This window comes from Brachybacterium zhongshanense (assembly GCF_055385755.1).
This window is the reverse complement of the sequence record NZ_AP043790.1, coordinates 2,616,969-2,638,720: the sequence shown is the minus strand read 5'-3', so window position 1 is coordinate 2,638,720 and position 21,752 is coordinate 2,616,969. Positions and strand designations below refer to the sequence as shown.

20 protein-coding genes are annotated in these 21,752 nt (G+C 72.8%); 14 read left to right on the top strand and 6 right to left on the bottom strand.

The genetic code is table 11. The annotated features are described in order from the left end of the window. Positions 1-76: 76 nt before the first annotated feature. The 3 genes from ACZ5AJ_RS11815 to ACZ5AJ_RS11805 are packed head-to-tail and all read left to right on the top strand — an operon-like array spanning position 77 to position 3,512. Positions 77-1,357, top strand: a complete 1,281-nt coding sequence (locus tag ACZ5AJ_RS11815) for a pyridoxal-phosphate-dependent aminotransferase family protein (RefSeq protein WP_464134837.1) — start codon at positions 77-79, stop codon at positions 1,355-1,357. Next, complete coding sequence (locus ACZ5AJ_RS11810) at positions 1,354-2,601, top strand: allantoate amidohydrolase (protein WP_464134834.1); 1,248 nt, start codon at positions 1,354-1,356, stop codon at positions 2,599-2,601. The genes ACZ5AJ_RS11815 and ACZ5AJ_RS11810 overlap by 4 nt, the downstream gene beginning before the upstream one ends. After that, a complete protein-coding gene (locus ACZ5AJ_RS11805) occupies positions 2,598-3,512 on the top strand; it encodes a MurR/RpiR family transcriptional regulator (protein WP_464134831.1) in 915 nt (304 codons plus the stop codon). The genes ACZ5AJ_RS11810 and ACZ5AJ_RS11805 overlap by 4 nt, the downstream gene beginning before the upstream one ends. A gap of 115 nt (positions 3,513-3,627) precedes the next feature. Here the strand turns inward: ACZ5AJ_RS11805 and ACZ5AJ_RS11800 are convergent, their stop codons facing one another. Next, complete coding sequence (locus ACZ5AJ_RS11800; protein ID WP_464134827.1) at positions 3,628-4,722, bottom strand: ABC transporter substrate-binding protein; 1,095 nt, start codon at positions 4,720-4,722, stop codon at positions 3,628-3,630. A gap of 377 nt (positions 4,723-5,099) precedes the next feature. On the opposite strand from ACZ5AJ_RS11800, the gene uraH reads away from it, so the two are divergent. Genes uraH through ACZ5AJ_RS11775 form a run of 5 tightly spaced genes read left to right on the top strand, consistent with a single transcriptional unit; the run spans position 5,100 to position 11,934 of the window. Then, positions 5,100-5,399, top strand: a complete 300-nt coding sequence (gene uraH / locus ACZ5AJ_RS11795; RefSeq protein ID WP_464134823.1) for a hydroxyisourate hydrolase — start codon at positions 5,100-5,102, stop codon at positions 5,397-5,399. A 1-nt stretch (position 5,400) separates the two neighbouring features. After that, positions 5,401-6,393, top strand: a complete 993-nt coding sequence (pucL, locus tag ACZ5AJ_RS11790) for a factor-independent urate hydroxylase (RefSeq protein ID WP_464134819.1) — start codon at positions 5,401-5,403, stop codon at positions 6,391-6,393. A gap of 11 nt (positions 6,394-6,404) precedes the next feature. Beyond that, positions 6,405-7,838 carry an allantoinase AllB gene (allB, locus tag ACZ5AJ_RS11785; RefSeq protein ID WP_464134816.1) on the top strand — a complete coding sequence of 478 codons (1,434 nt, stop codon included), beginning with the start codon at positions 6,405-6,407 and terminating at the stop codon, positions 7,836-7,838. Further along, positions 7,835-8,989, top strand: a complete 1,155-nt coding sequence (locus ACZ5AJ_RS11780; RefSeq protein WP_464134812.1) for an XdhC family protein — start codon at positions 7,835-7,837, stop codon at positions 8,987-8,989. The genes allB and ACZ5AJ_RS11780 overlap by 4 nt, the downstream gene beginning before the upstream one ends. Then, positions 8,986-11,934, top strand: coding sequence for a molybdopterin-dependent oxidoreductase (locus tag ACZ5AJ_RS11775; protein ID WP_464134810.1), 2,949 nt, complete (start codon positions 8,986-8,988; stop codon positions 11,932-11,934). The genes ACZ5AJ_RS11780 and ACZ5AJ_RS11775 overlap by 4 nt, the downstream gene beginning before the upstream one ends. Positions 11,935-12,070: 136 nt before the next feature. Here ACZ5AJ_RS11775 and ACZ5AJ_RS11770 read toward each other — a convergent pair whose 3' ends face one another. Further along, positions 12,071-12,754: a nucleoside deaminase gene (locus ACZ5AJ_RS11770; protein WP_464134807.1), complete on the bottom strand. Its 684-nt coding sequence runs from the start codon at positions 12,752-12,754 to the stop codon at positions 12,071-12,073. Between the two features lie 258 nt (positions 12,755-13,012). Between ACZ5AJ_RS11770 and ACZ5AJ_RS11765 the strand changes: the two genes are divergently transcribed. The 5 genes from ACZ5AJ_RS11765 to ACZ5AJ_RS11745 all read left to right on the top strand — a co-directional run bounded on the left by ACZ5AJ_RS11765 (position 13,013) and on the right by ACZ5AJ_RS11745 (position 17,695). Next, complete coding sequence (locus ACZ5AJ_RS11765; RefSeq protein WP_464134804.1) at positions 13,013-14,083, top strand: ABC transporter substrate-binding protein; 1,071 nt, start codon at positions 13,013-13,015, stop codon at positions 14,081-14,083. 156 nt (positions 14,084-14,239) lie between these two features. Further along, positions 14,240-15,034: an ABC transporter ATP-binding protein gene (locus tag ACZ5AJ_RS11760; protein WP_464138763.1), complete on the top strand. Its 795-nt coding sequence runs from the start codon at positions 14,240-14,242 to the stop codon at positions 15,032-15,034. 23 nt (positions 15,035-15,057) lie between these two features. Continuing rightward, positions 15,058-15,966 (top strand): ABC transporter permease, encoded by a 909-nt coding sequence (locus tag ACZ5AJ_RS11755; protein WP_464134801.1) that lies wholly within the window; start codon positions 15,058-15,060, stop codon positions 15,964-15,966. Further along, positions 15,963-16,754 carry an ABC transporter permease gene (locus ACZ5AJ_RS11750; RefSeq protein WP_464134797.1) on the top strand — a complete coding sequence of 264 codons (792 nt, stop codon included), beginning with the start codon at positions 15,963-15,965 and terminating at the stop codon, positions 16,752-16,754. The genes ACZ5AJ_RS11755 and ACZ5AJ_RS11750 overlap by 4 nt, the downstream gene beginning before the upstream one ends. Positions 16,755-16,759: 5 nt before the next feature. After that, positions 16,760-17,695, top strand: coding sequence for an FAD binding domain-containing protein (locus tag ACZ5AJ_RS11745; protein WP_464134795.1), 936 nt, complete (start codon positions 16,760-16,762; stop codon positions 17,693-17,695). A 60-nt stretch (positions 17,696-17,755) separates the two neighbouring features. Here ACZ5AJ_RS11745 and ACZ5AJ_RS11740 read toward each other — a convergent pair whose 3' ends face one another. Further along, on the bottom strand, positions 17,756-18,682 hold the full coding sequence (locus ACZ5AJ_RS11740) for an ArgP/LysG family DNA-binding transcriptional regulator (RefSeq protein ID WP_464134792.1): 927 nt from the start codon (positions 18,680-18,682) through the stop codon (positions 17,756-17,758). Between the two features lie 85 nt (positions 18,683-18,767). Here ACZ5AJ_RS11740 and ACZ5AJ_RS11735 point away from each other — a divergent pair, with 85 nt between their 5' ends. Further along, positions 18,768-19,397 carry a LysE/ArgO family amino acid transporter gene (locus ACZ5AJ_RS11735; protein WP_464134787.1) on the top strand — a complete coding sequence of 210 codons (630 nt, stop codon included), beginning with the start codon at positions 18,768-18,770 and terminating at the stop codon, positions 19,395-19,397. Positions 19,398-19,447: 50 nt separating this feature from the next. Here the strand turns inward: ACZ5AJ_RS11735 and ACZ5AJ_RS11730 are convergent, their stop codons facing one another. The 3 genes from ACZ5AJ_RS11730 to ACZ5AJ_RS11720 all read right to left on the bottom strand — a co-directional run bounded on the left by ACZ5AJ_RS11730 (position 19,448) and on the right by ACZ5AJ_RS11720 (position 21,557). Then, a complete protein-coding gene (locus ACZ5AJ_RS11730) occupies positions 19,448-20,494 on the bottom strand; it encodes a glycine betaine ABC transporter substrate-binding protein (protein WP_464134784.1) in 1,047 nt (348 codons plus the stop codon). A 65-nt stretch (positions 20,495-20,559) separates the two neighbouring features. Further along, on the bottom strand, positions 20,560-21,357 hold the full coding sequence (locus tag ACZ5AJ_RS11725) for a tryptophan-rich sensory protein (RefSeq protein WP_464134781.1): 798 nt from the start codon (positions 21,355-21,357) through the stop codon (positions 20,560-20,562). Continuing rightward, complete coding sequence (locus ACZ5AJ_RS11720) at positions 21,354-21,557, bottom strand: CsbD family protein (protein ID WP_464134776.1); 204 nt, start codon at positions 21,555-21,557, stop codon at positions 21,354-21,356. The genes ACZ5AJ_RS11725 and ACZ5AJ_RS11720 overlap by 4 nt, the downstream gene beginning before the upstream one ends. Between the last annotated feature and the right edge of the window lie 195 nt (positions 21,558-21,752).

Below are 21,752 nucleotides of genomic sequence, written 5' to 3'. Positions count from 1 at the left end.
GCCGAAACACATGTGAAACGTCTGTTGCATTGACTGGGTGGGCACACCGGAACGACCGCAGAACGGATCTCTCCCCATGAGCATCTCTCCGATCAACCCGCCGCAGCGGCTGCTGATGGGCCCCGGCCCGATCAGTGCGGACCCGCGCGTGCTGCGCGCCATGTCCGCCTCGCTGGTGGGCCAGTTCGATCCGTCGATGACGGCGTGCATGACGGAGACCATGGCTCTGTACCGCGAGGTGTTCCGCACCCGCAACGAGGCGACCCTCCTGGTCGACGGCACCTCCCGGGCAGGCATCGAGGCCGTGCTGGTCTCCCTGCTGGAGCCGGGGGATCGGGTGCTGGTGCCGATCTTCGGGCGCTTCGGCCATCTCCTCGTCGAGATCGCCGAGCGCTGCGGCGCCGAGGTGGAGTCCATCGAGGCCGAGTGGGGGCAGGTCCTCCCGACCGCTCGGATCGAGGAGGCGATCGTCCGGACCCGTCCGAAGCTGGTCGCGGTGGTGCAGGGGGACACCTCGACCACGATGATCCAGCCGCTCGAGGAGCTCGGCGCGATCTGCGAGAGGCACGGGGCGCTGCTGTACACGGACGCGACGGCTTCGCTCGGGGGCAACGAGCTCGCGATGGACGCCTGGGGCATCGACGCCGCGACCGCCGGCCTGCAGAAGTGCCTCGCCGGTCCACCCGGCAGCGCCCCGCTGTCCCTCTCCCCGCGCGCGCAGCAGATCGTCGAGTCCCGGCGCCATGTGGAGGCGGGCATCGCAGACGGCTCCGCGCCGCGCGGAACCCGGATCCGCTCGAACTACTTCGACCTCGCGATGATCCTGGACTACTGGGGGCCGTCGCGGCTGAACCACCACACGGAGGCGACCAGCATGCTCTATGCGGCCCGGGAATGCGCCCGGCTGCTCGTCGAGGAGGGCATGGACGCGGCCGTCGCCCGCCATCGTCTGCACGGCGGCGCCATGGCGGCCGGCGTGCAGGGGCTGGGCCTGGAGCTCTTCGGGGACCAGGCGCACCGCATGCACAACGTGCTGGCCGTGCGCATCCCCGAGGGGGTCGACGGCGACGCCGCCCGCACCGCGATGCTCGAGGACTTCGGCATCGAGATCGGCACGAGCTTCGGCCCCCTGCACGGGAAGGTCTGGCGCATCGGCGTCATGGGTGCCAACGCCCGACGGGACGCGGTGCTGCTGACCCTCGCCGCCCTCGAGCAGGTGCTCCGCGTCGGCGGGGTCCTCGTCACCGGGGGCGGAGGCGTCGGCGCCGCTCTCGAGCACTACGCCTCCGCCCCCGGCGGGGACGGTGCCGACCCCGGTGCGACCGGTGCTGTCGAGCTCGAGGGGGCGGCCCGATGACCGCGGTCGGCTCGAGTCTCGAAGCGGCGCAGCGGATCATGGCCGACTGCGACCGGCTCGCCATGATCTCCGCCCGCGAGGACGGCATCGAGCGCACCTATCTCACGCCCGAGCACGCCCGGCACAACGAGGTCGCCGCCCAGCTCATGCGGGAGGCGGGGATGAGCACCTGGCAGGACGCCGCCGGCAACCAGCGCGGTCGTCTCGAGAGCGCGCGCCTCGGGCTGCCGGCGCTGCTGCTCGCCTCGCATCTCGATACGGTCCCCGACGCCGGCCGGTACGACGGCATCCTCGGGGTGCTGATCGCCGTGGAGACCGTCGCCCGCCTCCGCGACCGCGCCCACGAGCTCCCCTTCGCCCTCGAGGTCGCGGCCTTCGCCGACGAGGAGGGCACCCGTTTCGGGGCGACCCTGCTGGGCAGCCGCGCGCTCGCCGGGACCTGGGAGGAGGAGTGGTTCGACCTCGCCGACGCCGACGGCGTCACGATGCGGGAGGCGTTCGACGGCTTCGGCCTGGATCCCGAGCGCATCGGCGAGGCGGCGCTGCGGCCCGAGGACCTCGCCGGCTATCTCGAGGTGCACATCGAGCAGGGCCCGTACCTCGAGGCGGCGGACCGTCCCCTCGGCGTGGTCACCTCGATCGCCGGTGCCCGGCGCTTCATGCTCACGGTGCGCGGGGAGGCGCGCCATGCGGGCGGCACGCCCTACGAGAAGCGGCGCGACGCCCTCATCGGCGCGAGCCGTGCAGTGCTCGACATCGAGGCCATCGCCCGCGAGCACGGCGCCATCGCGACCGTCGGACGCCTGGAGACCAGCCCGGGCGGGGTGAACGTCGTGCCGGGCCGGGTCGAGATGTCCCTGGACCTGCGTGCGGAGACCGACGAGCTGCGCGACGAGGTGCTCGACCTGATCCTCGAGGATGTGCGCGGGTTCTGCGCCGGGCGCGGCCTCGAGCTCGAGGTCGAGCAGATCCACGGCGCGCCGGCGGTCCGCTGCGCACCGCGCCTCATGGAGGCTGTGCGCGAGGGGATCCGCGGCAGCGGGGCCGACGAGCCCCTCGAGCTGTTCTCCCGCGCCGGCCATGACGCGATGGCGGTCGCCGAGATCACCGACATCGGCATGCTGTTCGTCCGCTGCGCCGACGGGATCAGCCATCATCCCGACGAGAGCGTCACCACCGAGGACGTCGCCGTCGCGCTCGAGGCCTTCGAGCGCGCGGTGCTCGCGGCCGGGGGCCTGCGATGAGCGCGGCACGCGGTGCGTCGGCCGACGTCGGAGCTCCGTCCGACACCGGGATCGGCACCAGGATCGACACCCGGATCGATGCGCGGATCGACGCGAAGTATGCGGAGCTCACGCCCCAGGAGCGCAGGATCTCCGACTTCCTCCTCGAGCATCTCGGCGATCTGGCCGTGTTCAGCGCCGCCGACATCAGCCGCGAGACCGGCGTCTCGAAGGCGACCGTGAGCCGCCTGTTCCGCAAGCTCGACTTCGCGGACTTCCGCGAGGTCAAGGAGCACACGCGCGCGATGCGCCGCTCCGGGACGCCGCTCGCCGCGCCGTCCCGGACGGGCGTGCCGGGCCTGCGCCCGGGGCTCGAGGGGCATGTGCGCTCCGAGCGGGAGAACCACGACCGTCTGCTCACGGTGCTCGCGGGAGGCGGCCTCGAGGAGGCGATCGCCCTGCTGGCGAGCGCCCGACGGATCCTCGTGGTGGGTCTGCGCAACAGCTATCCGGTCGCCCTGCACCTGCACCAGCAGCTCATCCAGGCCCGGGACGATGTGCGGGTCGCCCCGCAGCCCGGACAGGCGGTGGGGGAGGAGATCGCCGGGATCGGCGCCGAGGACGTCGTCGTGCTCATCGGGTTCCGTCGGCGCCCCGCCGTCTTCCCCGCCCTCGCGGAGACGATCGAGCGCTCGCCCGCCCGGTTCCTGCTCATCGGCGACGGCACCGCCCGGGCCTTCGCCGCGGCCGCGGACTGCTGGCTCGAGTGCCCCATCGACTCCGACGGCGCCTTCGACAGCTACTCGACCGCCATGTCGCTCGTGTCCGTGCTCGCCAACGGCGTGCTCAACGCCCGGGGCGCCGAGGGCGTCCGCCGCATCAGCCGCATCACCGCCGCCTACGACGCGCTCGGGGAGCTCGAGAGCTCCTGACGGAGGCGGTGCCGCCGGCGGAGGCGGTGCGGCCCGTGGCGTGCGGGGGCGGTGGGCCCGGACAGCGAGCAGCCGCCCTCCGCGCGAGCGGTGGGCGGCTGCTGTCCTGGGGATGTCAGAGCAGGTCCGGGTTCTCCGCGAAGACCTCCTCGAGCAGCGTGGTGTCGAAGCAGTCCTCGACGGTGAGGTCGAAGCCCGCACCGGCCAGCGCCTCGATGTTCTTCTGCATGAGGTCCTCGGACATCGTCAGCAGGCCGTTCGCATCGGTCTCCTCGGTGCTCACGAGCGCGATCTGCTCCTCGGCCTGCCGGATCTCCTTCTCGAGGTCCAGTCCCAGGTCCTGGCCGAAGTCCTCGACCGCCAGGCGGGCGCCCTCCTCGGGGTCCTCGACCGCGTCGGCCCAGCCGCGCACGAGGGCGAGCAGCACGCCCTTGAGCGCGTCCCGCTGCGTCTCGATGCTCTCCTGGGTCACCACCAGGCTCTCCGCCATGAACGGCAGGCCGTTGTCGGCCAGGGGCAGGTTCACGACGTCCTCCCCGGCCAGCTCGAGGGTGAGCGCCTCGTTGGTGAGGTACCCGAAGAACCCGTCGACCTCCCCGTTGATCAGCGGCTGCGGGTCGTACTGCACGGGCACGATCTCGAGGGAGGAGGGATCGATGCCGTTGGCGGCGAGGAATCCGTCGAACAGGGTCTCGTTCACGCCCGCCTGCACGCCGATCGTCTTCCCCGCGAGATCCGCGGGGGTCTCGATGGGGGTCGCGTCCCCGAGCGAGATGATCGTGAAGGGGTTCTTCTGGTAGGTGGTGCCGATGATCTTCAGCGGCGCCTCCTCGTCCTGGATCAGCGGGGCCACGCCGAGCGGCGAGGAGGTCCCCACGAGCGCCGAGCCGGAGAGCACCATCGTCTCGGTCGAAGTGCCGCTGGGGCCGCCGGCGATGAGGTTCACGGAGGAGAACCCGGCCTCCTCGAAGTAGCCGCGGTCCACGGCGAAGTACTCGCCCGCGAACTCGGCGTTCTTGATCCACGACAGGTTCAGGTCGAGGGTCCCGTGGTCCTGGGCGCCGTCGGCCCCGTCGGACGCGTCGGATCCGGCGTCGGCGCTGTCGCCGCAGGCGGCGAGGGAGAGCGCGCCGAGGGCCGCGAGGGAGGTGCCGACGACGGCTCGACGGCTCGGCTGCGGGCCCGGGACAGGGGTGGTCGTGTTCTCCATGATGGTCGCCTTCTTCGCTCGATATCGCAGGACCGCATATCGCAGGAGCTGCGCGGGGACGGGAATCTGCAGGACAGGGGAACTGCAGGATCTGCTGGATCTGCTGGATCCGCAGGACCTGCTGGATCTGCGGGGAGGAGCAGGATCCGCAGGGAGGAGCTATGGCGACGAGGGTAGGGATCGTGTGTTTCACGGGAGGCCACGGACTGTTTCGCCGAGGTTACTTCTGCAGGGGATGGCGCTGAAACACATGTTTTACACGGGGGAAACTCCGGTGCCGCACACGATTCCTACGGTGAGATCACCGGCCGGGACACGCCGACCGTCGGACCCAGGAGGTCGTCATCAGCCACGTCATCAGTCACGTCACCACCCACGTGCTGGACACCGGCACGGGGCGGCCCGCCGCCGGGATCGGAGTGCGTCTGCTCGCCGCCGACGGCACCGAGATCGCCCGCGGCACGGCCGACGCCGACGGCCGGCTGCGCGACCTGGGTCCCGGACGTCTCCCGGCGGGCCCTTATCGGCTCCGCTTCGACGTCGGCGCCTACTACTCCGACCGTGCGCAGGAGACCTTCTTCCCGGAGGTCGACGTCGCGTTCGTCGTGGGGGAGGAGCACGTGCACGTGCCGCTGCTCCTGAGCCCCTTCGCCTATTCCACCTATCGAGGCAGCTGAGATGACCCAGACCACCACCCCGTCCCAGCCCATCCCGTCGGCCTCCGCGGCGTCGTCGGCCGCCGAGCCCGCCGCGTCGTCGGCCGCAGAGTCCGTCGTGCCCGCCGTGTCGCTGGGCCGGAACCAGTACGGCAAGGCCGAGGTGCGGCTCGTCCATGTGGACCGCTCCACCCCGCGCCATGTGCTGACCGACCTCAACATCACCTCGATGCTGCGCGGCGACTTCGACGACTGCTACCGCACGGGCGACAACGCCCGCGTCATCGCCACCGACACCCAGAAGAACACCGTCTACGCCTTCGCGAAGCAGCACGGCGTCGGCAGCCCCGAGCAGTTCCTGCGACTCCTGGCCGACCACTTCCTCGCCCCGGGCACATGGCTGACCGGCGGGCGCTGGGAGGCCGAGCAGTTCGGCTGGGACCGCATCACGGCCGGCGGCGCCGAGCACGACCACGCCTTCGTGCGCACAGGCCCGGAGGTCCGCACCGCCGCGGTCACCGTCGAGGACGGCGAGACGCACGTGGTCGGCGGGATCAAGGACCTCGTGGTGCTGAAGTCCACCGGCAGCGAGTTCCACGGCTTCCCGCGCGACGAGTACACGACCCTGCCCGAGACCACCGACCGGATCCTCGCCACCGAGGTCACCGCCCGCTGGCGGTTCCGCGACCTCGAGGCCGACGCCGACGAGACCTTCGCCGCGGTCCGCGCCCTGCTGCTGGAGACCTTCGCGACCACGCATTCGCTGTCCCTGCAGCAGAGCCTCTTCGCGATCGGCGAGGCGGTGCTCGCGGCCCGCCCGGAGCTCGCGGAGATCCGCATGGTGATGCCGAACAAGCACCACTACCTCGTGGACCTCTCCCCGTTCGGGCTGGACAACGACAACGAGGTGTTCATCGCCGGGGATCGCCCCTACGGCCTCATGCAGGCCGCGGTGGTCCGCACCGGCGAGCCCGAGGCGCCGGCGGCCTGGGAATGGCTCGGCGGATTCTGCTGAGGGGGCCGACGATGGAATCCGTCCGACGCGTCCGCGCCCGCGAGGTGCTGCTCGACGGGGAGCTCGTCCCCGCCGAGCTGCACATCGAGGACGGGGCCATCACCCGCATCGACCGTCTCGATCGCGTCGACCGTCTCGATCGCATCGACCGTCTCACCGCCGACGACGGCGCGCCGGTCGTCGCGGACGGGACCCTGATCGTCCCCGACGGCGTGCAGGTCCTGCCCGGAAACGTCGACACGCATGTGCACATCAACGAGCCCGGCCGCACCGAGTGGGAGGGCTTCGCGACCGCGACGACGGCCGCGGTCCTCGGCGGGGTGACCACCCTCGTGGACATGCCGCTGAACAGCATCCCGCCGACGATCGACGTGCCCTCGCTGCGCGTGAAGCAGCATGCCGCGCACGGATCGCTCCGCACCGACCTCGGCTTCTGGGGCGGCATCGTCCCGGGGAACGCCGGACAGCTGCGGCCGCTGTGGGAGGCGGGGGTGATGGGGTTCAAATGCTTCCTGCTGCCCTCCGGCGTCGACGAGTTCCCGCCCGTGGACGCCGCCCAGCTGCGGGAGGCGATGCGGGAGGTCGCGACGTTCGACGGTCTCGTGGTCGTCCATGCGGAGGACGAGCGGACGATCGCCGAGGCGCCGTCCGCCCCATCGGCCGCCTACACCGACTTCGTGCTCTCACGACCGGAGTCCGCCGAGGTCACCGCGATCGCCGGACTCATCGACGCGGTGCGCGAGACCGGCGCCCGCACCCATCTGCTGCACCTCTCGAGCGCACGAGCCCTCGACCTCCTCGCCGACGCCCGCGCGGAGGGCCTGCCCATCACGGTGGAGACCTGTCCCCACTACCTGTGCTTCGACGCGGCGACCGTCCCGGACGCGTCCCCCGAGTACAAGTGCTGCCCGCCGATCCGCGACCACGGCAACCGCGACGCGCTGTGGGAGGGCCTGCTCGGGGGCGTCATCGACATGGTCGTCACCGACCACTCCCCGTCGAGCCCGCAGGAGAAGCGGCGCGGCGCCCCCGACCTGCAGCAGGCGTGGGGCGGCATCTCCGGGCTGCAGGCCGGGTTCACGGCCGTCGCCGCCCACGCTCGCAGCCGGGGCATCGGCATCGAGCAGGTCAGCCGCTGGATGTCGACGGCGACCGCGGACCTCGTGGGGCTCAGCTCCAAGGGGCGCCTGGCCGCGGGGGCCGACGCCGACCTCGTCCTCTACGACTCGCACCGTCCGCAGACTCTCCGCGCCGCCGACTTCGCGCACCGCCATCCCCTCTCCGCCTACGACGGCATGGCCCTCGAGGGTGCCGTCGTCGCGACCATCCTGCGCGGCGAGACGGCCGCGGGTCCCGACGGCCTCTCCGCCCCGCACGGCCGGCTCCTCACCGGTCCCGGCGGAACCCCGTCCGTGGAGCTCGCCGATGCGGCGGTCGCGCGATGAGCGGCGTCGCGGAGACCTGCGCCCGCTGGCTCGCGGCAGGCCGGCCCTTCGCCCTCGCCACCCTCGTCGACTCCCAGGGCTCCTCGCCCCGACCGGTGGGGACCTCGATGGTGATCGGTGAGGGCGGGGAGGTGCACGGCTCGCTCTCGGGCGGCTGCGTCGAGGCCGACGTCGTGGAGACCGGCCGTGAGGTGCTCAGCGCCGGCATCCCGCAGCGACGACGCTACGGGTACACCGACAGTGCGGCCTGGGAAGTGGGTCTGACCTGCGGTGGAAGCATCGATGTGCTGATCCAGCCCGTGGCGGAGCCCGATGCGGTGCAGCGCCTCGCCCCCGTGCTGGAGGACCTGTCCGGCGCCGTGCTCTGGCGGCTCGACGCCCCCGAGCGACGCATCGCCCTGCCCGTCCCCGCGGCCGACGACCCCGCCGCGTGGAGCGCCGCGCTGCCCGCCCTGCTCGCCGACGGGCAGGACGGTCCCTGCCCGACCGATGGGTCCGCCGTGCGGCGCCTGGCCGAGCTGCTCGCGGACCGCTCGGCCGCAGCGGCCACCGGGATCGTCGGCCCCGGCGAGGACTGCACGGAGAGCCTGCCCGAGCTGTTCCTCGCGGTGCGGCGCCCCGCCCCGCGGCTCATCGTCGCCGGCACCACGGACCTCGCCGCCGCGCTCGTCGCCCAGGGCCGCATGCTCGGCTATGCGACGACCGTCTGCGATCCCCGCTCCGCGTTCCTCACCCCGGAGCGGTTCCCCGCCGCCGAGCGGATCGTCGTGCGGTGGCCGCATCGCTACCTCCTCGAGGAGCATGCCGCCGGCCGTCTGGACCATCGCACCGTCGTCTGCTGCCTGGGGCACGACCCCAAGGTCGACGACCCCCTCGTGGAGACCGCGCTGGCCCTGCCCATCGCCTACGTCGGAGCGATGGGCTCCCGGCGCACCCATCGCGAGCGGATGCAGCGCCTCGCTGCGCGAGGAGCCTCCCCGTCGGACCTCGCCCGTCTGCACTCGCCGATCGGACTCGATCTGGGCGGATCCGCACCCGCCGAGTTCGCCCTCTCCGTCATGGCGGAGGTGGTCGCCGAGCGGCACGGCCGCCCCGGAGCAGCACCCCTCCGCGCGACCGTCGGCCCTCTCCACGGACTGGTCCCCGCATGAGCGAGGACGAGGTGACGGAGATCGAGGAGCCGGTGAGCACGGTGAGCACCGGGGCGCCCCCGGCGATCGTCGACGGCGCCCCGGCCGCGACGCCGCCCCGCCCGGGGCAGTGCCTGCGCACCTACCTGCGCGAGCTCGGCCGTCTGGGCGTGAAGAAGGGCTGCGACGGCGGCGACTGCGGAGCCTGCACGGTGCACCTCGACGGGAAGCCCGTGCACAGCTGCGTCGTCCCGGCGTTCCGTGCGTCGGGAGCGAGCGTCACCACCATCAACGGGCTGGCCGCGAGCGTCGCGCCCGAGGCCGCTGCGTCCGACGTAACAACTGCGTCCGACGTACCGACTGCGTCCGACGAGACCGCTGCACCTGACGCGACCGTCGTGCCGGCGGAGCATCCGATGCAGTGCGCCTTCCGTCGGGCGCAGGGCTTCCAGTGCGGGTTCTGCACCTCCGGCATGATCATGACCGCGGCCGCGCTCGACGACGACGACCGCGCCGACCTGCCCCGATCCCTCAAGGGCAACCTGTGCCGCTGCACCGGGTACTCCGCGATCGAGGACGCGCTCGCCGGCGTCTCCCATGTCGAGGAGGGGGCCTCGGCCGGCCGCAGCCTCGCCGCCCCCGCCGCCCGCCGCATCGTCACCGGCACCGAGCAGTACACCCTCGACGTGGACCCGGCGACGCTCCCCGGGCTGCTCCACATGAAGCTGCTGCGCTCCCCGCATGCGCATGCCCGGATCCGCCGCATCGACACCGCGGCGGCGCTCGCCGTCGACGGCGTGCACGCGGTCCTCACCCATGAGGACGCCCCCGACGCGCTTTTCTCCACGGGCCAGCACGAGCACCTCGCCGACGATCCCCTGGACACCCGCATCCTCGACGACACCGTCCGCTTCATCGGACAGCGGGTGGCCGCCGTGCTCGCGGACTCCGTCGCCGCGGCGGAGGCCGGGGTGCGGGCCCTCGAGGTCGACTACGAGGTGCTCGACGCGGTCATCGACCCCGAGCGTGCGCGCAGCGGGCCCGCGCTGCACGCCGACAAGGGGGAGGGCTCGGGCATCGCCGATCCCTCCACGAACCTCGTCACCGAGCTGCACTCCCGGGTGGGGGACCTCGAGGAGGGCTTCGAGCGCGCCGCCGTCGTCACCGACCGGGTGTATCGCACCCAGCGGGTGCAGCACGTGAGCCTCGAGACCCACGCCTCGATCGCCTCCGTCGAGGAGGACGGGACGCTCCTGGTGCGCAGCAGCACCCAGGTGCCCTATCTCGCCCGGCGCACCCTGCAGCGCCTGCTCGGCCTTCCCCCGGAGAAGGTGCGCGTGGTCGCGCCGCGCGTCGGCGGCGGCTTCGGCGGCAAGCAGGAGGTCTTCACCGAGGACCTGGTCGCCCTCGCCGCGCTGCGCACCGGACGTCCCGTGCAGCTCGAGCACACCCGCAGCGAGCAGTTCACCTCGACCTCGGTCCGCCATCCGATGCGGATCCGGGTGCGGGCCGGCGCCGACGCCGACGGCCGCCTCACCGCGATCCACCTCAGCCTGCTCTCGGACACCGGCGCCTACGGCAACCACGGACCGGGCACCATGTTCCACGGGACGGGGGAGTGCCTGGCGGTCTACAACTGCCCCGTGAAGGCGGTGGATGCCGAGGTCGTCTACACGAACACGGTCCCCTCGGGCGCCTTCCGCGGGTACGGCCTGAGCCAGACGGTCTTCGCGGTCGAGTCGGCGATGGACGAGCTCGCGCGGGCCCTGGACCTGGACCCCTTCGCGTTCCGGCGCCTCAACGTGATCCGTGAGGGCGATCCGATGATCTCGACCTCGCCGGTCCCCACGGCCGACGTCGAGTACGGCAGTTACGGCCTGGACCAGTGCCTCGACCTCGTCGAGACCGCGCTCGCCGCCCCCGGGGCCGACGAACGAGCCGGAGTCGACGGCAGGCCCGGGGCCGACGGCGGGGCCGATGCCCTGGGCCCGGACTGGGCGTGCGGCACGGGCATGGCGCTGTCGATGCTGGACACGGTGCCGCCGCGCGGGCACTACTCCCACAGCAGGATCGCTCTGCTCGAGGACGGGACGGTCGAGGTGCGGGTGGGCACGGCCGAGTTCGGCAACGGCACCACCACGGTGCACGTCCAGCTCGCGGCCGCGGCGCTCGGCTGCGCGCCCGAGCGGATCCGGATCCGCCAGTCGGACACGGCGATCGTCGGCCACGACACCGGCGCCTACGGGTCGGCCGGCACCGTCGTCGCCGGGAAGGCGACGCTGCACGCCGCCCAGGCGCTGCACCGGCTGCTGATCGAGGAGGCTGAGGCCCTCCTCGACGCGGAGCCGTCGGCCCCTGCCGAGCCGTCGGCTGGCGGAGAGGCATGGACCGGGGAGGCGGACGGCCTCCGCCGCATGACGACCGGCAGCCTCGTGACCTGGGAGCGGATCGCGGCGTCGGCCCATGCCGCAGGCCTCGTGCTCGAGGCGGAGGCGCACTGGGACGGGTCGCCCCGCTCGGTCGCGTTCAACGTCCACGGGGTGCGCGTCGCCGTCCATCGGCGCACCGGTGAGCTGCGGATCCTGCGCAGCATCCAGGCGGCCGACGCCGGGTTCGTGGTCAATCCCCTGCAGTGCCGCGGGCAGGTGCAGGGCGGGGCGGCGCAGGCTCTCGGCGCGGCGCTGCACGAGGAGGTCGTCGTCGACGGCTCCGGGCGGGTGCGCACGGACATCCTGCGCCAGTACCACGTGCCCACCCTCGCCGACGTCCCCCGCACCGAGGTGCTCTTCGCCGACACGAGCGACAGTCTGGGCCCGCTCGGGGCGAAGTCGATGAGCGAGAGCCCCTACACCCCGGTCGCTCCGGCGCTCGCCAATGCGATCCGGGACGCCGTCGGGGTGCGGATGGAGCAGCTGCCCATGTCCCGGGACCGCGTCCACCTCGCCATGAGAGCCGAATCGTCCTGAGGGCCGTCTCGTCCTGAGGGCCGTCTCGTCCTGAGGGCGCGCAGGCCGACGGGGCCCCGGGAGGGGTGGAGAGCTCCACCGCTCCCGGGGCCCCGTCCGCACTCCCGGGACTGCGCCCGGCGGCGCGGGCCGTGCCTCAGGGAGCGAGGACGCCGGTGCCGCGCGCGTTGTAGACCGTCGCTCCTCCGTCGGCGACGAGGCGCTGGTAGTCGCGGAACACGTCGATCGCCTCATCGCGCAGCACGTCGACCTCGACCTCGATGCCGCGCTCGCGGAACCGCTCCGCCCAGTCCTGCGGCATCGGTCCCTCGTCGAAGCCCGTGAGCTCCTCGACCTCGGGTCCGTCGCCAGCGATGACCAGGCGCTTCACCCCGGACCACATGGTCGCGCCGTAGCACATGACGCACGGGCGCCAGTTGACCCACAGCTCGAGGGGCGGGGTGCCCTCGGCGCCGAGGTCCCAGCGGCCCAGCCTCGTCTGCGCGAGAGACAGCGCGGTGACCTCGGCATGCATTGAGGACAGCCCAGAGGCGAGCACCCGGTTCACGCCGGCGGAGACGATCTCGCCGCTGATCGGGTCCAGCACGAGCGCCGCGAAGGGTCCGCCGCCGCCATCGCGCACGCTGCCCGCGGCGAGCCGGTTCAGCAGGCGCATCAGCTCGACGCGCACGCTCGGGTCCTGGGGAGCCGCGATCCCTCCCAGGGTCGCGATCGTCGCGTCGACCTCGTCGGCGACCCAGGCGGGCACCTCGACGCCGAAGGCGGCGGCAGGGGAGGGGCCCGGAGACGGGGCGGATGCGGAGCGGTCCTGCAGGGTCATGGGGTGCCTCCCGGGGATCTCGGAGCGTTCCCGCGGGATGCCGCGGGGCGCGGCCAGGCTAGGAGCGGGAGATGTCGGGGATGTTACGAGTGCGCCGGTGACCGGGGTTTACGCCCCGGAAACAGAGCCGCACCGCTCGCGAAACAGTCGTTCCATAGCGTGGCCGACATCGGATGACCTGTTGCGACGACCAGGTGCGACGGCAGGCCTCCCGCCCGTCGGCCGCTCCTCCTCAGCCACCCCAGAAAGGGGCACCCCATGCTCCGTCCCTCCGCCGGATTCCGCGCCCCGTCCCGCCGCACCCTGCTCGCCGGCTCGCTCGCCGCCTCCGCCTCCGCGCTCGCGCTGGCGGGCTGCTCCCGCGGGAGCGGCTCGGAGTCGGGGTCCGACGGTCTCGGAGCGCTCGACGTGAACCTCAACTGGATCCGCACCACCGAGTTCGCCGGCGAGTACTTCGCGGACTCCCGCGGCTACTACACGGACGCCGGCTTCGAGGGGACGACCCTCATCCCCGGCGGGCCCAGCGGCACCTCTTCCGAGGCGATGGTCCTGTCCGACTCCGCGCTCGTGGGCATGACGACCCCCCTCGCAGCAGGCTCCATGGTCGCGGGGGAGGACGCGCCGCTCGTCCTGCTCGGCGCGAAGTTCCAGCGCAACCCCTTCACCATCTACTCGACGGCCGACAACCCCGTGGCGACCCCCGAGGACATGGTGGGCAAGCGGATCGGCGTGGCGACCGGCACCAACGAGGTGCTCTTCTCGGCTCTGCTCGAGGTCCACGGGATCGACCCCTCCTCGGTCGAGAAGGTCACCGTCCAGTTCGACCCGCAGCCCCTCATGAACGGCGAGGTCGACGGACAGATCGGGACCCTCACCAACGAGGCGATCACGGTGGGCCTCGAGGGGCACGACGTGGTGAACCTGCCCTTCGCCGAGAACGGGCTGCCCTTCGTCTCCGGGGCCTTCGTCACCACGGTGCAGAACGTCGAGGAGCGCCGTGAGGAGCTCGTCGCCTTCCTCACCGCCACGATCCGCGGCTGGCAGGACGCCCTCGCCGACCCCGAGGAGTCCGCCCGCCTCGCCTACGAGGAGTACGGCTCGGATCTCGGCCTGAACCCCGAGAAGGAGGAGCTGCAGGCGGAGCAGCAGAACCAGCTCGTGGTGAGCGAGGAGACCGATGCCGCGGGCCTGTTCACCATCTCCGAGGAGCTCGCCGCGAAGAACGTCGAGCTGCTCGCCCTGGCCGGTCACGAGGTCGACGCCGACAGCTTCTTCGACATGTCTCTGCTCGAGGAGGTCTACGAGGCGAACCCGGATCTCCTGTCCTGAGCTCCTGACCTCCTGACCGCCGACCATCCGCCCGCAGGGCACGACCACGCGAAGGGCACGACCATGACCGAGCAGAGCGCCACCGCATCCGCCAGCACCACCACCCCCGCCGACGCCGCCATCCCTGCCGGCCCGCAGGCCGAGCGCGGCCCCGACATGCCCCGGGCCGGGGCGACCGGCATCGACCTCCAGGGCCTGAGCAAGACCTACACCTCGGGCCGCAGCCCCGTCACGGCCTTCCAGGACACCGAGCTGGCCACCGAGCGCGGCTCCTTCCTGTCCCTGCTGGGACCTTCGGGCTGCGGGAAGTCGACGATCCTGCGGATCCTCGCGGGACTCGAGACGCCGACCGCCGGCATCGCCCGCGTCGACGGGATGAGCCCCGAGCAGCTGCGCGCGAGCGCCCGTCTCGGCATCGCCTTCCAGGACTCGGCGCTGCTGCCGTGGCGCACCGTGCGGGCGAACATCCGCCTCGCCCTCGAGGTCGCCGGGAAGCTCGAGAACGAGCCCTACATCGACGACCTCATCGACCTCGTGGGCCTGCGCGGCTTCGAGAGCTCGAAGCCCGGCCAGCTCTCGGGCGGCATGCGCCAGCGCGTCTCGATCGCCCGCGCCCTCGTCGTCAAGCCCGAGGTGCTGCTGCTCGACGAGCCCTTCGGCGCCCTCGACGACATGACCCGCCAGCGCCTGAACCTCGAGCTGCTGCGCATCTGGACGGAGAAGCCGGCCACGACGCTCATGGTCACCCACGGCATCTCCGAGGCCGTGTTCCTCTCCGACTCGGTCGCCGTGATGAGTGCCCGGCCGGGCCGGATCGTCGAGGTCTTCGACGTGGACCTGCCGCGGCCCCGCACCCCCGAGATGATGCGCACCCCCGAGTTCCATGCCCTGTGCGACCACGCCTCCGAGGTGCTGTTCGGAACCCCGACGAACGCCGCCGTCAGCGCCTGAGCGATGCCCGGAAGGAGCGCACCATGACCCTCGCCACCGACTCCGCCCAGGACGGCGCATCGTCCTCCCTGCCCGCCGGAGGCGCACCACCGACCGTCGGCGCGTCCGTTCCCGCGCCGACCCGGACCCGTCGGCCGCTGCCGCGCTGGGCGATCGGCACGATCGGCGTCCTCGGCACGATCGCCGTGTGGTGGATCGCTGCGTCCACCGTCCTGTCGGGGGTGGGTGCGGCCGACGGCGGGGCGATCCCCACGCCCGGCGCGATCCTCAGCCAGTTCGCGGCCGACGGGTTCGGCTACTACTGGCGCAACGCCTCGGTCACCCTCGCCGAGGCCGGCCTCGGCTATCTGGGCGGCAATGCGATCGCCCTGCTGCTGGCCGGACTGGTGATGGTCGTGCCCGCGCTCGAGCGGCTGATCACCCAGCTCGGCGTCATCAGCTACTGCCTGCCGCTGGTCGCGATCGGACCGATCATCTTCATCGTCCTGGGGCCGCCCGAGAGCGGTGCCCCCTCGGGCACCGCGGTCGTCCTGGCGGCGCTGTCGGTCTTCTTCACCACGCTCGTCGGCTCGATCCTCGGCTTCCGCGCCGCGGACCGCTCCGCGCTCGACGTCATCTCGGTCTACGGCGGCACCCGCCTCACCCAGCTGCGGAAGGTGCAGGTCATCTCGGCGCTCCCGAGCGTGCTGAACTCCCTGAAGATCGCCGCGCCCGGTGCGCTGCTGGGTGCGGTGCTCGGCGAGTACGTCGGCGGCGTCGACCGCGGGCTGGGCCCGGCGATGGTCAATGCCCAGCAGTCCCTCGAGATCGAGCGGGTGTGGGGCGTGGCGATCGTGTGCGGCCTGCTGGCCGGCGCCGGCTTCGCCGTCCTCGCCCTGATCGCCCGGTTCGCCACCCCATGGGCCTCCGGCTCGGAAGGAGCGCGGTCATGACCGCCTATGCCCTCAAGAACGTCTCCCGCTCCGTGCTCGGCGTGGTCGTCTCCCTCGCTGTGGTCGTCGCGATCTGGTCCGCCGGGCTGCGCGTGCTGGACGTCTCCAGCTTCATCGGGAAGGGGCCGCTCGACGTCTGGGCCTACCTGGTCCTGGACGAGGACGCCGGGGAGCATCGCGCGGCGGTGCTCGCGAACCTCGGCCGGACCCTCGCCGACGCCGGCATCGGCTTCGTGTGCGGTCTCGCCGTCGCCCTGGTCGTCGCCGCCCTGTTCACGCTCGTGCGGGGCGTCGAGGACGCCCTCATGCCGCTGGCCATGCTGCTGCGCTCGGTGCCGCTGGTCGCGATGGCGCCGATCCTCATCCTGATCTTCGGCCGCGGCACCGCGACCGTCGGCGCGATGGGCGGGATCGTCGTGCTCTTCCCCGCGCTGGTCACGATCGTGCTCGGGCTGCGCTCTGCCTCGCCCGCCATGGTCGACGTGGTGACCGTCTTCGGAGGCAGCCGCGTCGCGGCCTTCCGCAAGGTCGCCCTGCCCGCCTCCCTGCCGGCGCTGTTCACCGCCCTGCGGATCTCCATCCCCGGCGCCCTGACCGGCGCGCTGCTCGCCGAATGGCTCGCCACCGGACAGGGGATCGGCTACCAGATCGTCTCGGACGTCTCCCGCGCCCGCTACGACTCGGTGTGGGCCTCCGTGGTCGTCGTGACGCTCGCGTCGCTGGTGCTGTACGGCCTGGTCTCCGCCCTCGAGCGACTCGTGCTGCGCCGCATGGGCACCGCGGTCTGAGCGCCGTGGACCTCAGCACCGTCGAGGAGGTCGTCGCCACCGCCGACCCCGATGACTTCGCCGACGGCGACGCCTGGCTCGCCGGCGGGACCGTCCTGTTCTCCTACGGCAGCTCGACCCTGCGCCGTCTGCTGGACCTGCGCTCCGCCGGATGGACGCCGTGGACGGTGCGGGAGGACGGGCTCGAGCTCGCCGCGACCTGCACGATCGCCGAGCTGTATGCCCTCCCGGGCAGCGAGGCGCCCTACGCCCTGCTGCGCCCCGGCGTCGGCCGCACCCCGCGGCGGCCCGGGTTCCCGGACGCCGAGCAGTGGCCGGCGACAGCGATCATCCGCCCCTGCTGCGACGCCTTCGTCGCCTCCTTCAAGATCTGGAACACCTCGACCGTCGGCGGGAACGTGGCGACCGCCCTGCCCGCCGGTCCCATGACGTCCCTGCTCTCCGGGCTCGACGCCGTCGCGACGATCCACGGACCCGGCGGCCGACGGCGCACCGTGCCGGTCGCACGGCTCGTCGTCGGCGACGGCCGCACCTCCCTCGCGCCCGGCGAGCTGATCCGCAGCTTCCACGTGTCCCGTGAGGCGCTCGCGTCGAGGGCGGCGTTCCGTCGCCTGTCGCTGTCGAACCTGGGCCGCTCCGGCGTGCTGCTCATCGGCCGCGACCTCGGCGACGGCACCCTGCGCCTGACCGTCACCGCCTCGACCGTGCGCCCCGTGCAGCTCGCCGTCCCGCTCGGCGCCGGGGACGGCGAGATCGGCGCGCTCGTCGACGCCGCGATCCCCGCGGACCTCTACCACGACGACATCCACGGCCTGCCGGAGTGGCGCCACGACATGACGGTCCTTCTGGCTCAGGAGATCACCGCCGAGCTGAGCGCCCCGCCGCAGCCCCCGCGCCCGGCCCGCTTCCCGCTCGAGGGGCCCGGCGGCCACCTGCGCTGAGCGGCCTCACCCGTGCGGCGCATCCCGACCTGCGGGTGCAGGCCGACCCGCGGACCGCCGTCAGCCCTGCTGCAGCTCCCGGCGGGCCGTCGCGAGCACGGCCTCGGTGAGCGCATCCAGGAGCGCGGAGGGCATGGCCGCCACATGCCAGTGCAGGGGCGTGGTGACCTCCTCCCCGCCGAGCGCGATCAGCTCGCCGCTCGCGATCAGCGGCTCCGCCTGGCTGGTCAGCAGCATTCCCCAGCCGAGCCCGGCGACGGCCGCCGTGGCGATCTCATGGGTCGAGGGCACCAGGTGCCGGGGCGCGCGAGCCGGATCGACGCCCTGACCGCGCAGCCAGGTGCGCTGCAGGTCGTCATGGGGGTCGAAGTCGATGCGCGGGGCACGTGCGAGAGCCTCCGCGAGGAGCCCGGGCCCGGGCCCGGGGCCGGTCCGGGTCCCGGGGTCCGGAGCGATCCACCGCTCCCGCCAGAGGGGCGAGGCGGCCGCGATGTAGACGAGGCTCCCCAGCGGCGTCGAGCGGAAGCCGGGCGGAGCCTCCGGGCTGGAGGCGACGGCCGCCATCGCGGCGCCCGTGGTGAGCAGACGGGCGGTCTCGTCCTGATCCTCGCGCAGCAGCTCGAGCTGGGCGTCATGGTCCCGGGAGAAGTCCGCCAAGGCCGGAAGCAGCCACGTCGCGAGCGAATCCGAGTTCACGGCGATGCCGATCCGCGGATGCTCGCCCTGCGCCTCGAGCCCCAGCTCCGCCCGCGCCTCCTGCTCGACGAGCTCGTGGGCCCGGGCATAGCGGACCACGACCCGACCGGGCTCCGTGAGCCGGACGGGCCGGGCGCGCACCAGCAGACGCTGCCCCACCTGCTGCTCGAGCAGCTTCACCCGCTGGCTGACGGCCGACGGGGTCATGAACTGCCGCCTCGCGGCCGCCTCGAGCGTGCCCTCCTCGGCGACGATGCGGAGCGTCTCGGCCAGCGCGGGATCGATGAGCATGAACGCATCGTAGATGAAGCACTGCTTCACATGAGTCAGGGATCATCGCTGGCGCTTCATAGACCTCGGCTCTAGCGTCGACCGGGTGACTGCAGCTCTCCACGGCTTCGCCGCCTGCCTCGGCCTGATCGTCGCCATCGGCTCTCAGAACGTGTTCGTGCTCCGCCAGGGCATGCGCCGCGAGCACGTGCTGCCGGTGATCGCGGTGTGCGTCGCCTCCGACGCCGTCCTGATCGGCGCCGGTGCGAGCGGGCTCGGGTCCCTGGTGCGGTCCCATCCGGAGGTCGTCGGCGCGGCCCGCTGGGCCGGTGCCGCCTTCCTCACCGGGTATGCCCTGCTGGCCGCCCGTCGCGCCGTGAAGGGCGGCGGCTCCCTGCGGTCCGACGGCGGGGCGGACGCCGACCCCGGCGCCCGCGCGGTCCGCGGGACCGGTCGCGGCGCTGTGATCGCCGCGGCGCTCGCCCTGACCTGGCTGAACCCGCATGTCTACCTCGACGCGGTGCTGCTGCTGGGATCGATCGCCGCCACCCACGGCGCACAGGCGCCGCTGTTCGCCGTCGGAGCCGTCGCCGGCAGCGCCCTGTGGTTCACGGCGCTCGGCCTCGGTGCGCGGCGGTTGGGACGGGTGCTCTCGAGCCCTCGCGCCTGGCGGGTGCTCGACGGGGTCGTCGCCGCGACGATGCTCGGCGTGGCCGCGATGCTCGCTCTCGGGTGAGGGGAGCGCGGTGGGACGGGGCGTCGGTGCGGCCGGGGACCCGCGCCTGCTCACGTCTCGGTGACGAAGCCCTGCTCGATCATGAAGTCGAGGGCCACGTCGGCCGGGAGCTCTCCGCCCTCGTCGACCCGGAGGTTCAGCGAGCGCAGCGCGTCGTCGGTGAGGGTGGGGGTGACCTGGTCGAAGACGTCGGCGAGCTCGGGGTAGGTCTCGAGGGTGCTCGTGCTGAGCACCGCGGCGACGTTGTAGGCGGGGAAGTACCCCTGGTCGTCCTCGAGGATCGTCAGGTCGAGGCTCTCGATGCGGCCGTCGGTCGTGAAGACCTCGCCGAAGTTGCATGAGCCGCGATCGGTCGCGGTGTAGACGGCGCCGGTGTCGTAGATGCTGATGTTCTCTCCGGGCACGCCGTCGGGGTCGTCGCGGGGGATGCCGTAGGTCTCGAGCAGAGGGACCAGGCCGTCGGCCCGGGAGTTGAACTCGGACTCCACGCAGATCGTGCGGTCCTCGACGGGAAGGTCGGCGAGCTCGCTGAGCGTGGAGATCCCGCCCAGCTCCTCGACGGCCTCGGAGCGCACGGCCAGGGCGTAGGTGTTGTTCAGGGGTGCGGGCTCGAGCCAGGTGAGCCCGTTGGCGAGGTCCGCGTCCCGCACGGCCTCCCACTGCTCCTGCTGGTCGGGGATGCCTTCCTCCTCGCCCATGTAGGTGAGCCAGGCGGTGCCCGTGTACTCCCAGGTCATGTCGGCATCGCCGGATGTCATCAGCTCGCGCACCGGCACGGAGCCGGGAACGTTGGTGAGGTCGTCGACCTGGAACCCGGCGGCGCGGGCGGCGATCACGCCGATCTTCCCGAGGATGAGCTGCTCGGTGAAGTTCTTGCCGGTCATGGTGAGGGAAGCGCCGTCGGGCGGGCCCTCGATGGGCTGGATCGATCCGGGGCCGGCGTCGGGCGTGTAGGCGGTCGCGGGGCGCAGGCCGCAGCCGGCGAGGGGCAGCAGGGCGAGGCCCGCGAGGGCGCCGAGCTGACGCCGTCCGATGCGGGCGCGCAGGCCGGTGGCGGGAGCTCGCCCGGTCCCGGGTGCGCTGTCGGTGCCGTCCATGGTCACAGTCCCTTCGGTCGGGCGGGTTCAGGGGCGCCGACCGGCGCCGAGGGGTTCCGGTGGTCTCAGGGGCGGGATGTGCGGATCAGTTGGACGGCCGTGACGGCGATCAGCACGGCCGCGGCGATCGCGGCGCCGCCCACGAGCGCCGAGTGCGGGGCGTCCGTCAGCCGGCCCACCGCGATCCATGCCAGTCCCCAGGCGAGCGCCGCAGGCAGCGCGATCGGGCCGCGGCCCGCGCGACGGGCGGTGCGCACGCAGAGCATGGCACCCGCCGCGGTGGCGAGGACCAGCAGCACGAGCGCGGTCGCCGTCGAGGCGCCGACCTGCGCGGGCGCGATGAGGCCCGCGGACCGCAGCGCCGAGGCGATGTTCGCGCCCGTGGCCACGCTCACCCATCCGAGATACAGCCCGAACGTGCCGTCCACGATGATCCGCTCGACCGTCCCGGATGGGGCCTGCGCGGCGAGGCGGCCCTGCAGCAGCACGAGCACCGTGAGCAGCGCTGCGATGAGGAGCACGCTGAGCATCACCCACCCGGCCTGCACCACCAGCAGCCAGGCGGCGTTCAGCAGCATGGAGGCGATCGCGAGGGCGCGGAGACGCCGTCGGTCCTCGCCGTCCCACCACTGCTGCACGGTGTAGGCGGCGAGCCCCAGGTAGATGACGGACCAGATCGAGAAGGCGGTCGTCGCGGGCGCGAGATGGGTGGCATCGGCCGCGAGGACGCCGCCGCCGGCGTCCTGGGTCGCCACGCCACCGAAGGCGCCCACGCCCACCGCGGTGCCCAGCAGGGTCACCGCGAGGGCGAGGGTCGTGAGGAGGCGGCCGCCGATGCCCGACGACCGCCCCGCGGAGGTCACTGCTTGTCGTTCTTGAGGCTGTTCAGGGCGCCGGAGACGGCGTCCTTCGCGTCCTGCGCCCTGTCCTTGAGACCGGCCGTGGCCTGGTCGACCTTGCCCTCGGTCTCGGTCTCCTTGTCGCCGGTGAGCTTGCCCAGCCCCTCCTTGGCCTTGCCCGCCAGGTCGTCCTTCGCATTCTCGAACTTGTCGTCGGTGCTCATCGGAGTCCTCCTGATCGAAGCGTCCGCTCGGGCGGCGATTCCGCCCGTGCGGCGTACGTCCACCATAGGCGCGGCGCGCGCGGCCGGGGAGGCCCCCGCCGATCTCCATCCCCGCCCGACCCTGCGCCGCCGCGCCCCGTTCTCGCATCCGAGGCCCTGCGCACGTTGCCGGCAACAGCCCCTGAGCCATCCCCT